The organism is Streptomyces shenzhenensis (genome assembly GCF_021462265.1).
Taxonomy (GTDB): Bacteria; Actinomycetota; Actinomycetes; order Streptomycetales; family Streptomycetaceae; genus Streptomyces; species Streptomyces shenzhenensis.
Map to the genome: position 1 here is coordinate 31,019 of NZ_JAJONF010000060.1, position 13,611 is coordinate 44,629.

Consider the following 13,611-nt stretch of genomic DNA (forward strand, 5'->3'; position numbering starts at 1 on the left):
CGACCTTAACGACTACTCGGGCAGTCGGAGTTCCAGATCCCCGCGTGCTTCCACGCCGTGCCGGGTGACGGCGGCCAGCAGCTCCGCGACCGGGCCCCGGCCGGGCAGTAGGGCCTCGGGGTCGACGTCGTACCAGGGCGCGAGCACGAAGGCGCGTTCGTGGGCGCGCGGGTGCGGGAGGGTGAGCCGCGGGTCGTCGGAGACGACGTCGGCGTAGGCGACGATGTCGACGTCGAGGGTGCGCGGGCCCCAGCGCTGGTCCCGCACCCGGTTGAACGCCTCCTCGACCGCATGCGCCCGCTCCAGCAGCGAGGACGGCGGGAGGGTGGTCTTGAGCACCACGACCGCGTTGAAGTACGTGGGCTGGCTGCCGGGCTCGACGCCCCACGGCTCCGTCTCGTACACCGGTGACACGGCCTTGATGCGGACCCCCGGGGTGTCCTCCAGGGCGTCGACGGCGCCCTGGAGGGTCTCCAGGCGGTTGCCGAGGTTGGAGCCGAGGGCCACCACGGCTCGTTTGGGGTTGGACAGGGTGGTGTCGGCGGCGTCGACCTGCTCGACGACGGAGGCGGGCACCGGCTGTACGGTCGGGTCGCTGGGTCCCCGCAGGGAGGATGCGGTCATACACGGCTCCGGGTGATGGTGACGATGACGTCGTCGAAGGGGACGGTGATGGGCGCGTCCGGCTTGTGGACCTGGACCTCGACCTCTCTTACCCCTTCGTGCTTGAGGCAGACCTGGGCGATCCGCTCGGCGAGCGTCTCGATCAGGTTCACCGGCTCCCCCTCGACCACGGCGACGACCTCCTCGGCCACGATGCCGTAGTGCACGGTCTTCGCCAGATCGTCGTCGGCCGCCGCCGGCCGGGTGTCCAGGCCGAGGACGAGGTCCACGACGAAGGTCTGGCCCTCCTCGCGCTCCTTGGGGAAGACACCGTGGTGCCCGCGGGCCTTCAGGCCGCGCAGCGTGACACGATCCACGCGAATCACTCCTGCAATCGTCGGTGTGGCGGCCGGCCGCGCCGGGTGCGGGCAATGGACCGGCTCTACACGAATCTACCTGCGGGCACTGACAGAGCAGGGGTACGGGGCGTGAGGGTCGGGGAGGGCATGTCAGGGTTCATCGCGTGTTTCCCCCGGAGAACCCGGCGGATCATGGGCCGGTAGCCGTACCCGCCTGCGAGTTCGTGATCCCGGCCACTTCTTGGTCCGCGCGGAGCCGGTGGGGTGTCGCGCGCTCAGGAGGGCGTGTCGTCCTCCTCGTCCTCGTCGGTCTCGGACAGCACGGGGGAGGCGTGATGGGACCAGAGCTTCCAGCCGTCCCGGGTGCGCCGGAACACGTTCGTGGCGACGACCAGCTGTCCGACCAGCGGGCCGAGCTCCTGGCCGCCCTCGGGGGCCGGACCGCCGCTGAGGATGTTCTCGGTGCAGGTCACCAGGGCGGTGTCGCCGGTGACGGAGACGTGCACGTCGGTGAGGAAGAACTGGATGTAGTCGGTGTTCGCCATGATCAGCGCGTACGACCGCAGGACCTCGCCGCGGCCGGTCAGCACCGGCCAGCCGGGGTGCACGCAGGAGATCACGCCGCTGTCGGCCGGATCGTGGTACTGCTCGTCGACGCCCAGGTCGGCGGGGGTGAGCCAGAGGGAGGAGACGGTCTCGAAGTCGCCGTTCTCCAGTGCCTCGTAGAAGGCGGTGTTGGCGGCCTCGACCTGCTCGACGTCGGTGTGGGGGGCGCTCACCGGGTTCCTTCTGCGCGGTGGGGAGTGTTCCGCGCGGCCTGGGGGGCCTGCGCGCCCGGCGCGTCCGTCCCTGCGCGCGCCCCCTCGATGGCGCGCGCGACCCGGACCGCGTCCGCCGTGGCGCGCACCTCGTGGACACGTACCGCCCACGCGCCGGCGTGCGCCGCGAGCGCCGAGACGGCGGCCGTCGCCGCGTCGCGCTCCCGGGCCGGCGGAGGCGCCCCCTCGGGTCCGGCCAGGACCCGGCCGAGGAACCGTTTGCGGGAGGCGGCGACGAGCAGCGGGTGGCCCAGGGCGTGCAGCCGGTCGAGGTGGGCGAGCAGAGTCAGGTCGTGCCCGGAGTCCTTGGAGAAGCCGAGGCCGGGGTCGACGACGACCCGGTCCGGGGAGATGCCGCCGGCCAGGACGGCGTCCACGCGCGCGTGCAGTTCGTCGAGGACCTCGCCGACGACGTCGCCGTACACCCCCTTGACGTTGCCGCCTTCCAGGAAGCCGCGCCAGTGCATGACGACGAAGGGGGCGCCGGACTCGGCGACGACGGGGATCATGTCGGGGTCGGCGAGGCCGCCGCTGACGTCGTTGACGAGGGCGGCGCCGGCGGCGAGGGCCTGCCGGGCGACGGAGGCGCGCATGGTGTCGACGGAGACGAGGACGCCTTCGGCGGCCAGGCCGCGGACGACCGGGACGACCCGGCGCAGTTCCTCGTCCTCGTCGACGCGGGTGGCGCCGGGGCGGGTGGACTCGCCGCCGACGTCGACGAGGTCGGCGCCCTCGGAGACGAGGACGAGGCCGTGCTTGACCGCGGCGGTCGTGTCGAACCAGCGGCCGCCGTCGGAGAAGGAGTCGGGGGTGACGTTCACCACCCCCATGACGGCGCACCGGTCCCATGCCGGAAGCCCTGTCACCTGGCCACGTCCGCTGTGGTTGCTCATACGTTCAGCGTAGGCCCAGGGGCCCGTGGCCAGCCCCCGTGGCCCGAGCGGCGCCCCCGGGCCGGAGGGGGAGGGGCGTCCGCTCGGACCGGTCATGGGGTCAGGCGGCCCGTACCTCTTGTTCGGCCAGGCTGTGGGCGCACGGGCGGGGGGCGGGCGGCTGGCGGCGCAGGAAGCGCGGCAGCGGCAGGGCGAGGCTGACGAAGCCCTCGGCCTGCATGGCGGCGAGGCCGATGCGCGGGAGGTCCCCGGAGGCCCGGTAGACCACGAACCGCGGCTCCCAGCGCGGCTGGAACTTCGCGTTGAACTTGTACAGCGACTCGATCTGGAACCAGCGCGAGAGGAACACCAGCAGTCCGCGCCAGGCGCGGAGCACCGGTCCCGCGCCGATCTTCTCGCCGCGCGCGAGGGCCGAGCGGAACATCGCGAAGTTGAGCGAGACCCGGGTGACGCCGAGCTTCGGGGCGGCCTGGAGGGCGGCCACGATGAGCAGTTCGTTCATCCCGGGGTCGGCCGAGCGGTCGCGGCGCATCAGGTCGAGGGAGACGCCGTCGGTGCCCCAGGGCACGAAGTGCAGGATCGCCTTGAGGTCGCCGTACGCGCCGGGCTCGTCCTCGGCCTTGTGGGCGGTGGCGATCAGGCAGTCGCCGTCGGCGGGGTCGCCGATGCGGCCGAGCGCCATCGAGAAGCCGCGCTCGGTGTCGGTGCCGCGCCAGTCCTCGGCGGCCCGGCGGATCCGGTCGAGCTCTGCCTCGCCGACGTCACGGATGCGCCGTACCCGGGTTTCGTAGCCGGCCCGCTCGATGCGCTTGACCATCTGGCGCACGTTGCGCATCGCGCGTCCGGCGAGCGAGAAATCCGCCACGTCCACCACCGCCTCGTCGCCCAGTTCGAGGGCGTCCAGGCCGGTCTCGCGGGTCCACACCTCGCCGCCCGTCTCCGAGCAGCCCATGACGGCGGGGGTCCAGGAGTGGGCCTTCGCCTCGTCCATGAAGCGTTCGATGGCGCCGGGCCAGGCCTCGACGTCGCCGATCGGGTCGCCGCTGGCGAGCATCACGCCGGAGACGACGCGGTAGGTCACCGCCGCCTTGCCGCTGGGAGAGAAGACGACCGCCTTGTCGCGGCGGAGCGCGAAGTGACCGAGGGAGTCACGGGCGCCGTGCTTCTCCAGGAGGGCGCGCAGCCGCGTCTCGTCCTCCTCGGTGAGGTGCGCGGCGGGGTGTTCGGGGCGGAAGGCCAGGTAGATGGTGGTGACCGCGGTGATCAGACCGAGGGCGCCGAGCGAGAAGGCGACCGTCCAGGAGGTGGAGCCCTCGTAGTCGACGGGGCCCTCGAAGCCGAACAGGCCGTACAGGACGTGCGTGATGCGGTCGGCCAGGCTCGGGTCGCCGATGGTGCGCTCCGGATGGGCGCTGACGATGACCAGGCCGAGCGCGAGCGAACCGGCGCTCATGAGGACGAAGTTGGCGAGCGCGCGCCACCGGCTGCGCGGGTCGGGCAACGCCTTGAACTCGTCGCGGTGCAGCACCAGCGGTACGAACAGCGCCAGTGAGATCAGCGCGCCGATGACCGAGTGCCGGTACACGAACTGCGAGACGGCGCCGGCCGGCAGCAGTGCGACCGCGGCCCGCCAGGCCCGGCGCTTGCGCCGCTTGAGCCCGTGCGCGAGCAGCAGCAACAGCACGCCGACGCTGAGCGAGAGCGCGGCGGCGAACGGGCCGAGCGAGCCGGGCAGCACTTCCGCCAGGGCGTGCATGCGGCTGTGACGGAAGCGCGGGAACACGCCCGCCGCGATGTCCAGGACGCCTACGCCCGCGCACGCCCTGCCCACCAGAGCGGGGGCGGCCTCGGGGCGCGGGCCACGGACTACGCGCCGCGCCCAGCCTGATCGGCTCGGAACCTCGCCCGACATTTCCCCATCTATCCTGACAGACATCGCATCCCGTAGTTCTGCGAGAGACCTTGGATCCGGGCCCGATTCGGGCATCCGGCGACATTGCGCCCTCTAGGACGGTGTCTCGGGGGGAGAGGTTCACTCCCCACCGGAAAGCCGGTTCAAAGGCCAGGGAAAGTCCGGGGCAAGCCTCGCTGAAAGCAGCGGTGGCCACCGGGGGAAAGCGCAGGCAGGAAGCACCTCATGGGTCTCACGAGCGATAAAATGCTGGCAATGGCGATCTTGTTCGCCGTACTGCTGTTCGTAGGCACGCTGTGGCTGTGGCCCCGGCTCGCCCGCCGGAACTGGCGGGCCGTCACTGGCCGCGCCGGCCTTTTGCTGGCCACCCAGCTGGCGCTCTTCGCATGCCTCGGGATAGCCGTCAACCAGGCTTTCGGTTTCTATGCGAGCTGGGGCGACCTGCTCGGCACGGAGACCGACCAGGGCGTCGTCGTCGACCACACGGCGGGCGCCGCGGCCGGTGCTCCGCTCCGCGTGGTGTCCACCTCCGAGGTGCACGGCATGGGCGGCTCGCTGCCCCGCACGGCCGGTCAGATCCAGCAGGTCGGCATCGTCGGCCGTACGACGCACATCGCCACGCCCGCGTACGTGTACCTGCCGCCGGAGTACTTCCAGCAGCAGTACCGCACCCGTACGTTCCCCGTGGTGGTCGTCCTCAGCGGCTATCCGGGCACCGCGCGGGCGCTGGTGGACAAGCTGAACTACCCGCGAACCGCCCAGCACCTGGTCCGGGCCGGGAAGATGCGGCCGACGATCCTGGTGATGCTGCGGCCCACGGTCGCGCCGCCCCGGGACACCGAGTGCGTGGACATCCCGCACGGCCCGCAGACCGAGACCTTCTTCGCCAGGGACCTGCCCGCGGCCGTACGCGCGCACTACCGGGCCGCCGTGAAGCCGGGCGGCTGGGGAATCGTCGGCGACTCGACGGGCGGGTACTGCGCGCTCAAGCTCGCGATGCACCACCCCGGCGTGTACGCGGCCGGTGCCGGACTCTCCCCGTCGTACAAGGCCCCGCTGGACGCCACGACCGGCGACCTCTTCCAGGGCGACCGGAATCTCGAGAACCGCGCGAACCTCTGGTGGTTCCTGAAGCACGAGCCCGCCCCGGACACCTCCCTGCTGGTCACCAGCAGCAAAGTCGGGGAAACCAACTACAAGGCCACGCTGAAATTCATCGCGAGTGTGGAGGCCACGAAGCTGACCCGGATCTCGTCGATCATCCTCGGCAGCGGCGGTCACAACTTCAATACCTGGCGCCGCGAGATCCCCGCGACCCTCCAGTGGCTCAGCGGCCGATTGAACGGCAGCTGAGTCCCGGCCCCGCCGATACCGTGTGAAGGCTCCGTTGTCGCTGTGTTTTTACGGCCCGGGGCACCACGATTCGCCTACGCGCGGTAAGTTTCTGGCCATGCCACGTGGACGCCACCGTCATTCCCCACCTTTGCACAGGCTGTTGCCTCCTTCGGCGATCGCCGGTGTCTCCCTCGTCTGCGCCCTGGGCCCCTGGCTGTTCTCCCAACCGACGGCGCTGCGCACGCTGGCCGCGATAGCCGCGGCCACCGCGACCGTCGGTGCCGCCGTCATGCGGCGCTGGGACAGCGAGGCGGGCAAGCAGGTGGCCGACCTCTCACGCGCGCGTGCGAGCGACGAGTGGCGCCACGAGGAGCGGACAGCCGAGCTGGAGACCGACCTGGAGGAGTCGCGCGAGCTGCGCGCCAAGCTGGAGCAGCGGCTGCGCGCGAAGCGGTCGGAGCTGGCCGGACTGCGCAACGAGCACGCGGCCCTGCTGCGCCGCTACGCCACCGCCGAGACCGAGCGTGCCAGCGCGCTGGAGGGCCGGCGCCTGCTGGAGATCGAGGCCACCGCGCCGTCGGACGGGCTGCCGGCCCCCCGGAGCGCGGACGAGGCTGAGAAGCCGGCGGCCGTCGAGGAGAAGGCCGAGGAGCCGGCGGTCGAGGAGACGGCTCCCGCCGTCTTCTCGCCGGAGGGTTCCAAGCTGTTCCTGCGGGCCAAGGTGGCATTGGCCCGGTTCGACGAGAAGGACACCCCGGCGGCCGAGGCCGACGCGTCCGTCGAGGGCACGGCGGAGACGGCCGCCGAGCCCGAGGCACCCAAGGGCGAGACCGCGCCGGAGGACGAGGCGCAGGGGCAGCCCGAGGCGGCCGACGGGCACGCGCGCGCGGCCGCCGCCACCACCACGGCGGAGCCGCAGGACGGCACCCCGGCAGCGGCGGAGCAGGACGCCCGCCCCTCGACGGCACCGTCCGCCAACTCCGTTCAGCCCTCGGGCCACTTCACGGTCCCGACCGCGGTGGCGGTCCTGCCGGCCGCGCCGATCCCGCGCCCGCTGGTCACCGGCGGCTTCGACTTCTTCGGCACCCAGAAGGGCTCGCCGGCGGGCGGGCTGGACGCCATGCACAACGAGGACCTCGCGGACGTCGTCGGCCAGGAGGCGCTCGCGCTTCACAAGACCGAGTCCGAGGCCGAGTTCAAGCCTGCCGACGCACGCGCCCGGGGCGTCGGCCAGGTCATCGACCTGACCGCGCACGACGAGACGGAACAGATCAACCTCGGCGGCCTGCGCAGCGCCGCCTCCTGAGACACCGCCGCCCCCTGAACACGCGGCGACTGCGGGCCGGGACACCCGACGGGTGCCCCGGCCCGGGCCGTTCAGGGGGTCAGGCCATCCAGCGGTCCGGCCGCGCGGTCCGGCGCCCCGTCCGGGACCGCTCGGCCTGCTCCCGCAGCAGTGCCGCGGCCTCCTCGGCGTCCCGCAGACGGGCCGTCACGGTCTTGTCGGCCCCCGTGTCCACATGAACGGCCGCGAGCCGCCACAGCCGCCCCCAGGGCCCCTGGGTCAGCCGAACGCTCTGGACCTTGGCGTGCGGGACGAGTGCGAGGCGCCGGCGCAGCAGCCCGTGCCGCGCCGCGAACACCGCGTCCGTGACCGCGAGCCCGTACCCGCGCCACCACAGCGGCACGCACCACCGGGCCCGCCCCGGCGGCCGAAGCAGCTCACCGGGGACGGTGACACCTGGCAGCACGCGCGCGACGACCGACTCGGCGACCGCGCGCGGAGCGACCGGCACCAGCACCGAGTTCGCCGACCCGGCCACGTCCAGCTCCACCCGCACCCAGCGCAGCGGCCGCCACAGCAGCGGCTCCACGATCCGCACGGTCTGCACCCGCCCCGGCGGCACCGTCTCGTGCGTGCGGTCGAGCAGCCCGTGGTCGATGCGCAGCCCGTCCGGGGACTCCCCGACCGTCCAGTCGTACTCCCCGACGAACCGCCCCACACTCGTCGTGGCCGCCGCGCCGAGCAGCGGCACCGCGGTGGCGAGGACCGTCCACACGCTGTGGGTGGCCAGCCAGAGGAACGGCGGGGCGACCAGGGCGGCGGCCAGGGAACCCCAGGTGGCACCCGTCAGCATGATCGAGACGGCGAGCTTGTTCGGCGGCACGCGCATCAGCTCGTGCGCCGGCGCCTCCCCGACCTCGTGCGCCGTCTCGGGCGCGAACCCGGCGGCGCGCGCGAGCAGCTCCGCGCGGAGCCGGCGAGCCTCGCCCTGGCCCAGGAAGGCCAGTTCGTCCTTCTTCTCGGTGCCGACGACGTCTATGCGCAGCTTGGCGACTCCCGCCACGCGCGCGAGGAGCGGCTGGGTGACGTCGACGGCCTGGATCCGCTCCAGCCGGATGTGCGCGGTGCGCCGGAACAACAGGCCGGTGCGTATGCGCAGTTCGCTGTCGGTCACCGCGAAGTAGGTGAACCACCAGGTGAGGAAGCCGTAGAGGGCCCCCGCCGTGACCAGGCCGGCGAGCCCGCCCAGGGCCATCGTCGTGGTCAGCCTCGTCAGCTGCTCCTGGGCCTGGTTCGGGTCGTGCATCGCCCAGCCGGTGAGCACCGCGACCGGAGCCCACGCCCGCCGGAACGGCGTCACCGGGTGCAGCCGCCGCTCGCCCGCGGCCTTGCCCGCCCCCATGGCGCTTTCCACGCCCGGGGCGGTCACAGCCCCGCCGATCGTGCCTCGCCGAGCTCGGTGAGCCGGTCGCGCAGCCGTTCCGCCTCGGCCGGGTCGAGACCGGGGATCGTCGCGTCGGTGGCCGCCGCGGCGGTGTGCAGCTGCACGCTGGCGAGCCCGAAGTGCCGCTCGACGGGCCCCGAGGTCACCTCCACCAGCTGCATCCGCCCGTACGGCACCACGGTCTCCTGGCGCCACAGCACCCCGCGGGTGATCAGCAGGTCGTCGGCGCGCTCCGCGTAGCGCCAGGACCGCCAGTTGCGGCCCAGCAGCACCCAGCCCCAGGCCAGCGCGGCCAGCGGCAGCAGCGCGAAGGCCGCCCACACCGGGCCGGCCAGCAGGCTGAGCAGCAGACCCACGGCGAGGGCGGCCAGCCCCAGCCACACGACCAGCAGCAGCCGGCGCATCCGCAGCAGGCCGGGCGGCAGCCCCGTCCAGGCCGGTTCGGTCCCCATCGTCCCGGCGCCGGCCGGGCTCCCCGTCTCCATGAGGCCAGCGTACGTAGGAGAGACTGGGTCCATGACTCCTACGACGGAGACCACGGTCGGGATCGGCGGCGCCGCGGAGAGCACCGACATGGTGCTCAACATCGGCCCCCAGCACCCCTCCACGCACGGCGTGCTGCGGCTGAGGCTGGTACTGGACGGCGAGCGGATCGTCGCCGCGGAGCCGGTGATCGGCTACATGCACCGCGGCGCGGAGAAGCTCTTCGAAGCCCGCGACTACCGGCAGATCATCATGCTCGCCAACCGCCACGACTGGCTGTCGGCCTTCTCGAACGAGCTGGGCGTGGTCCTCGCCGTGGAGCGCATGCTCGGCATGGAGGTGCCCGTCCGCGCGGTGTGGACGCGTACCCTGCTCGCCGAACTGAACCGGGTCCTCAACCACCTGATGTTCCTCGGCTCCTATCCGCTGGAGCTCGGCGGGATCACCCCGGTGTTCTACGCGTTCCGCGAGCGCGAGGTGCTGCAGAACGTCATGGAGGAGGTCTCCGGCGGCCGCATGCACTACATGTTCAACCGCGTCGGCGGCCTCAAGGAGGACCTGCCGGCCGGCTGGACCGCACGCGCGCGTGCGGCCGTGGCCGCCGTGCGCTCCCGCATGGACGTCTTCGACGACCTGGTCCTCGGCAACGAGATCTTCCGCGGCCGCACCCGTGGCGTCGGCGCCCTCGCGCCGGAGGCCGTGCACGCGTACGGCGTGAGCGGGCCCATCGCGCGCGCCTCGGGCGTCGACTTCGACCTGCGCCGCGACGAGCCCTACCTGGCGTACGGCGAGCTCCAGGACACCCTGAGGGTCGTCACCCGCGTCGAGGGCGACTGTCTGGCCCGCTTCGAGTGCCTCCTGGAGCAGACCCACAACGCCCTGGACCTGGCCGACGCCTGCCTGGACCGGCTCGCCGACCTGCCGCCGGGACCGATCAACCAGCGGCTCCCCAAGGTGCTCAAGGCGCCCGAGGGCCACACCTACGCCTGGACCGAGAACCCGCTCGGCATCAACGGCTACTACCTCGTCAGCAAGGGCGAGAAGACCCCGTACCGGCTGAAACTGCGCTCGGCGTCCTACAACAACATCCAGGCCCTGACCGAACTGCTGCCGGGAACGCTGGTGGCGGACATGGTCGCGATCCTCGGGTCGATGTTCTTCGTCGTGGGCGACATCGACAAGTAGAGACAAGCAGAGCCAGGGGCGCGTCCGGCCGGGCCGTCCGCCACGGGCTTCCCTAGAGCAGCGCGTCCTTGATGCCCACCGGCTGGAGCAGCCAGAGGAAGTCGCCCAGGCCGCCGGGGGCGGTGAGTTCGGCGGCCTCTCCGGCGATCGCGAGGGCGCGCACGTATCCGGCGGGGTGCGTGGAGGCGAGCGTGAGCGGAGGGCGCGGGCCGATCAGGCCGAGGGCGCGCAGGGCGTCGCGTTGGGTGCACAGCGACGCTTCGGGCAGCCTGAGCGCCGGGTCGAGCGCCGTGCACGCGTCCAGCGCGACGTGCGCCGTGATGTCGCGCGTCCCGTCCGGCACGGGGGCGGTGGCCCGTCCGTCGCGGAAGCCGGTCAGCGTCCCGAACGGGGGGCGCGTGGTCAGGGTGTGCGCATAGTCCACGGCCACCGCGAGTCCCCTCTGCAGGCTGGTGACGGCGGACGCCCACGCCTGGTCCCGGGGCAGCCCGATCTCCGCCCGCAGCCCCGGCTCCGTACCCAGCGGCCACCACCGTGCGAGCCACTGCGCGTCCGCGCCCGACACGCGCTCGCCGAGCAGTTCGGTGCCGTCCGGCCGGACCAGCACCAGCCGGGCCACCCCGGCCGCGTCCACCTCGGCGACCTCGACCGGCACGTTGTCCAGCCACTCGTTGGCGAAGAGCAGTCCGGTGATCGTGCGCGGGAGTTCGGTCAGCCAGGTGATCCGGTCGGGCAGGCCCGGCGGGCGGTCGGCGAGCTCCACGGCGTACGCACGCGCGCGTGCCGCCACGTCCGCGGGCAGCGCGGCGAGCACTCCGCTGACCAGCTCGCCCCGGCCGGCGCCCATGTCGACGAAGTCCAGCGTCTCGGGGCGGCCCAGGGCCTCGTCGACCCGGCACAGCAACTCGGCCACGGCCTCGGCGAACAGCCGCGAGGCGTGCACCGACGTGCGGAAGTGCCCGGCAGGGCCCTCCGGGCGGCGGTAGAAGCCGCCGGGGCCGTACAGGGCCGCCTCGGTGGCCGCACGCCAGCCGTGTGCGTCACCGGCCGTCTCTCGCCTCGCCTCATCCGTCACCGGCCCAGACTAGGCGCACAGGTGATCACCTTCTCCACCTTGGGGAGTACGCGTGCGTAACAGGGATCGGCCCTCCGGTTGACCCCTGCACCTATCACGCTTCCCTACGCTGGGTTACGTGCAGCGCCTCTATGACTTCCTCCGCAGGCACCCGATATGGGTCGACATCTTCTGGGCTGTCGTCCTGCTCGGGATTTCCGGCGCGAGCATCTGGAAGCTCGGCGGGGATCGGGGGCACCACGGACCCAGGGCCGTCCTGCTGGCCGTGGCCGTCGTGATGAGCGTCGTCGTCGCGCTGCGCCGCCGGTTCCCGGAGCCGATGCTGCTGCTGGCCGCGGCCACCGGCCTGGCCCAGCTGGTGCTGGACGCGGAGACGACCGTCGCCAACTTCGCCATGCTGGTGATCGTCTGCACGAACGCCGCCGTCGGCGCGCGCTGGGCGTCCCGGCTCGGTCTGTACGCCGGGCTGTGCGCGGCGCCCCTGGCGGAGATCCGGTGGCCGCAGCGGGAGGTGTCCTTCCTGGGGCAGGTCGCGATCGTGCTGTTCCAGACGGTGCCGTTCGTGTTCGCCTGGGTGCTCGGCGACTCCATGCGCACCCGTCGCGCCTACTTCGCGCAGCTTGAGGAGCGCGCCGCCAGGCTGGAGAAGGAGCGCGAGGCGCAGGCCAAGGTCGCGGTCGCCGCCGAGCGCGCCCGGATCGCCCGCGAGTTGCACGACGTGGTCGCGCACAACGTGTCCGTGATGGTGGTCCAGGCCGACGGCGCCGCCTATGTCCTGGACGCCGCACCCGACCAGGCGAAGAAGGCCCTGGAGACGATCTCCTCCACCGGCCGCCAGGCCCTCGCCGAGATGCGCCGCCTGCTGGGCGTGCTGCGCACCGGCGAGCACAGGGAGGTCGGCGAGTACGTCCCGCAGCCCGACGTCGAGCAGATCGACCAGCTCGTCGAGCAGTGCCGCAGCTCCGGCCTGCCCGTCGACTTCAAGGTCGAGGGCACCCCGCGCCCGCTGCCCAGCGGCGTCGAGCTCACGGCCTACCGGATCGTGCAGGAGGCGCTCACCAACACCCGCAAGCACGGTGGCCCCAACACGGGTGCCAGCGTGCGGCTGGTCTACTTCGACGACGGACTCGGCCTGCTGGTGGAGGACGACGGCAAGGGCGCCCCGCACGAGATGTACGAGGAGGGCGGCGCCGACGGCCAGGGGCACGGCCTCATCGGCATGCGCGAACGGGTCGGCATGGTGGGCGGCACCCTCGACGCGGGCCCCCGCCCTGGCGGAGGATTCCGCATCAGCGCCCTGCTCCCGCTCAAACCGGCGCACTGACGCAGACGCACGCCCCCGGTTGACACCTGTCATGCGCCCGGAAAATCCCCGGGTGACCACTGGCAGACGGACGAAAACGGAAACGGAAGAGGACCCGATGACGATCCGCGTGATGCTCGTCGACGACCAGGTGCTGCTGCGCACCGGTTTCCGGATGGTGCTCGCGGCCCAGCCGGACATGGAGGTCGTCGCGGAGGCGGGCGACGGCGTCGAGGCCCTCCAGGTGCTGAAGGCCACCGCCGTGGACGTCGTCCTGATGGACGTGCGCATGCCCAAGCTGGACGGCGTGGAGGCCACCCGGCGCATCTGTGCGGAGCCCGACGCGCCCAAGGTGCTCATCCTGACCACCTTCGACCTCGACGAGTACGCCTTCTCGGGGCTGAAGGCGGGCGCCTCCGGCTTCATGCTCAAGGACGTGCCCCCGGGCGAGCTGCTGGCCGCCATCCGTGCCGTGCACAGCGGGGACGCCGTCGTCGCGCCGTCCACCACCCGGCGCCTGCTCGACCGCTTCGCGCCGATGCTGCCCTCCGCCGGCCAGGAGCCCCGCTACCAGGAGCTGGGCCGGCTCACCGACCGCGAACGCGAGGTGATGGTGCTGGTCGCGCAGGGGCTGTCGAACGGCGAGATCGCTGCCCGGCTGGTGCTGTCCGAGGCGACCGTCAAGACCCATGTGGGCCGCATCCTGACCAAGCTGGGGCTCCGGGACCGCGTGCAGGTGGTCGTGCTGGCCTATGAGACGGGGCTGGTGCGGGCGGGCGGCGGACACGGGTGAGGTGGGGGCCGGGCGCCTACTGGGGTGCCGGGTGCGTGTGGTGGGGGCGGGTGCGGGTTGTGTGTGGTTGCCCGCGCAGTTCCCCGCGCCCCTGACGGGGCGCTGCCCCTGACGGGGCGCTGC

13 protein-coding genes and 1 pseudogene are annotated in these 13,611 nt (G+C 72.7%); 6 read left to right on the plus strand and 8 right to left on the minus strand.

Going from position 1 to position 13,611, the window contains the following annotated elements; translation table 11 throughout:
• Window positions 1–12: 12 nt before the first annotated feature.
• The 5 genes from folK to LQ326_RS42275 all read right to left on the minus strand — a co-directional run bounded on the left by folK (window position 13) and on the right by LQ326_RS42275 (window position 4,585).
• The gene (folK, locus tag LQ326_RS42255) at window positions 13–624 is read right to left on the minus strand and encodes a 2-amino-4-hydroxy-6-hydroxymethyldihydropteridine diphosphokinase (protein ID WP_234544397.1); all 612 of its coding nucleotides are present in this window, start codon (window positions 622–624) and stop codon (window positions 13–15) included.
• Window positions 621–980: a dihydroneopterin aldolase gene (gene folB / locus LQ326_RS42260; RefSeq protein ID WP_234544398.1), complete on the minus strand. Its 360-nt coding sequence runs from the start codon at window positions 978–980 to the stop codon at window positions 621–623. The genes folK and folB overlap by 4 nt, the downstream gene beginning before the upstream one ends.
• 257 nt (window positions 981–1,237) lie before the next feature.
• Window positions 1,238–1,741 carry a nuclear transport factor 2 family protein gene (locus LQ326_RS42265; RefSeq protein WP_234544399.1) on the minus strand — a complete coding sequence of 168 codons (504 nt, stop codon included), beginning with the start codon at window positions 1,739–1,741 and terminating at the stop codon, window positions 1,238–1,240.
• A complete protein-coding gene (folP, locus tag LQ326_RS42270) occupies window positions 1,738–2,673 on the minus strand; it encodes a dihydropteroate synthase (RefSeq protein ID WP_234544400.1) in 936 nt (311 codons plus the stop codon). Before folP ends, LQ326_RS42265 begins: the two co-directional genes overlap by 4 nt.
• 100 nt (window positions 2,674–2,773) lie before the next feature.
• On the minus strand, window positions 2,774–4,585 hold the full coding sequence (locus LQ326_RS42275) for a phosphatidylglycerol lysyltransferase domain-containing protein (RefSeq protein ID WP_234544401.1): 1,812 nt from the start codon (window positions 4,583–4,585) through the stop codon (window positions 2,774–2,776).
• 225 nt (window positions 4,586–4,810) lie between these two features.
• Between LQ326_RS42275 and LQ326_RS42280 the strand changes: the two genes are divergently transcribed.
• Both LQ326_RS42280 and LQ326_RS42285 read left to right on the plus strand, forming a co-directional pair.
• Window positions 4,811–5,938 (plus strand): alpha/beta hydrolase, encoded by a 1,128-nt coding sequence (locus tag LQ326_RS42280; RefSeq protein ID WP_234544402.1) that lies wholly within the window; start codon window positions 4,811–4,813, stop codon window positions 5,936–5,938.
• Window positions 5,939–6,035: 97 nt separating this feature from the next.
• Entirely contained in the window at window positions 6,036–7,226 is a 1,191-nt protein-coding gene (locus LQ326_RS42285; protein WP_234544403.1) for a prolipoprotein diacylglyceryl transferase, read from the plus strand.
• A 79-nt stretch (window positions 7,227–7,305) separates the two neighbouring features.
• Here LQ326_RS42285 and LQ326_RS42290 read toward each other — a convergent pair whose 3' ends face one another.
• Both LQ326_RS42290 and LQ326_RS42295 read right to left on the minus strand, forming a co-directional pair.
• On the minus strand, window positions 7,306–8,634 hold the full coding sequence (locus LQ326_RS42290) for a PH domain-containing protein (protein WP_372497102.1): 1,329 nt from the start codon (window positions 8,632–8,634) through the stop codon (window positions 7,306–7,308).
• Entirely contained in the window at window positions 8,631–9,134 is a 504-nt protein-coding gene (locus LQ326_RS42295) for a PH domain-containing protein (protein WP_234544404.1), read from the minus strand. Before LQ326_RS42295 ends, LQ326_RS42290 begins: the two co-directional genes overlap by 4 nt.
• Window positions 9,135–9,165: 31 nt before the next feature.
• Here LQ326_RS42295 and LQ326_RS42300 point away from each other — a divergent pair, with 31 nt between their 5' ends.
• Entirely contained in the window at window positions 9,166–10,317 is a 1,152-nt protein-coding gene (locus LQ326_RS42300; RefSeq protein WP_234544405.1) for an NADH-quinone oxidoreductase subunit D, read from the plus strand.
• Window positions 10,318–10,369: 52 nt separating this feature from the next.
• On the opposite strand, the gene LQ326_RS42305 is transcribed toward LQ326_RS42300, so the two are convergent.
• Window positions 10,370–11,392, minus strand: a complete 1,023-nt coding sequence (locus tag LQ326_RS42305) for an SAM-dependent methyltransferase (RefSeq protein WP_234544406.1) — start codon at window positions 11,390–11,392, stop codon at window positions 10,370–10,372.
• Between the two features lie 118 nt (window positions 11,393–11,510).
• Between LQ326_RS42305 and LQ326_RS42310 the strand changes: the two genes are divergently transcribed.
• The 3 genes and pseudogenes from LQ326_RS42310 to LQ326_RS48970 form a co-directional block, all read left to right on the plus strand.
• Window positions 11,511–12,716: a sensor histidine kinase gene (locus tag LQ326_RS42310; protein ID WP_234544407.1), complete on the plus strand. Its 1,206-nt coding sequence runs from the start codon at window positions 11,511–11,513 to the stop codon at window positions 12,714–12,716.
• Window positions 12,717–12,813: 97 nt separating this feature from the next.
• Window positions 12,814–13,488, plus strand: coding sequence for a response regulator transcription factor (locus LQ326_RS42315; RefSeq protein ID WP_234544408.1), 675 nt, complete (start codon window positions 12,814–12,816; stop codon window positions 13,486–13,488).
• Between the two features lie 15 nt (window positions 13,489–13,503).
• A pseudogene (locus tag LQ326_RS48970) lies at window positions 13,504–13,611 on the plus strand (hypothetical protein); the annotation flags it as partial.

Coding starts and splice junctions, on each gene's coding strand:
- LQ326_RS42300 (WP_234544405.1), top strand. CDS start 9,166: ATGACTCCTACGACGGAGACCACGGTCGGGATCGGCGGCGCCGCGGAG.
- LQ326_RS42285 (WP_234544403.1), top strand. CDS start 6,036: ATGCCACGTGGACGCCACCGTCATTCCCCACCTTTGCACAGGCTGTTG.
- LQ326_RS42295 (WP_234544404.1), bottom strand. CDS start 9,134: ATGGAGACGGGGAGCCCGGCCGGCGCCGGGACGATGGGGACCGAACCG.
- folP (WP_234544400.1), bottom strand. CDS start 2,673: ATGAGCAACCACAGCGGACGTGGCCAGGTGACAGGGCTTCCGGCATGG.
- folK (WP_234544397.1), bottom strand. CDS start 624: ATGACCGCATCCTCCCTGCGGGGACCCAGCGACCCGACCGTACAGCCG.
- LQ326_RS42280 (WP_234544402.1), top strand. CDS start 4,811: ATGGGTCTCACGAGCGATAAAATGCTGGCAATGGCGATCTTGTTCGCC.
- LQ326_RS42275 (WP_234544401.1), bottom strand. CDS start 4,585: ATGTCGGGCGAGGTTCCGAGCCGATCAGGCTGGGCGCGGCGCGTAGTC.
- LQ326_RS42315 (WP_234544408.1), top strand. CDS start 12,814: ATGACGATCCGCGTGATGCTCGTCGACGACCAGGTGCTGCTGCGCACC.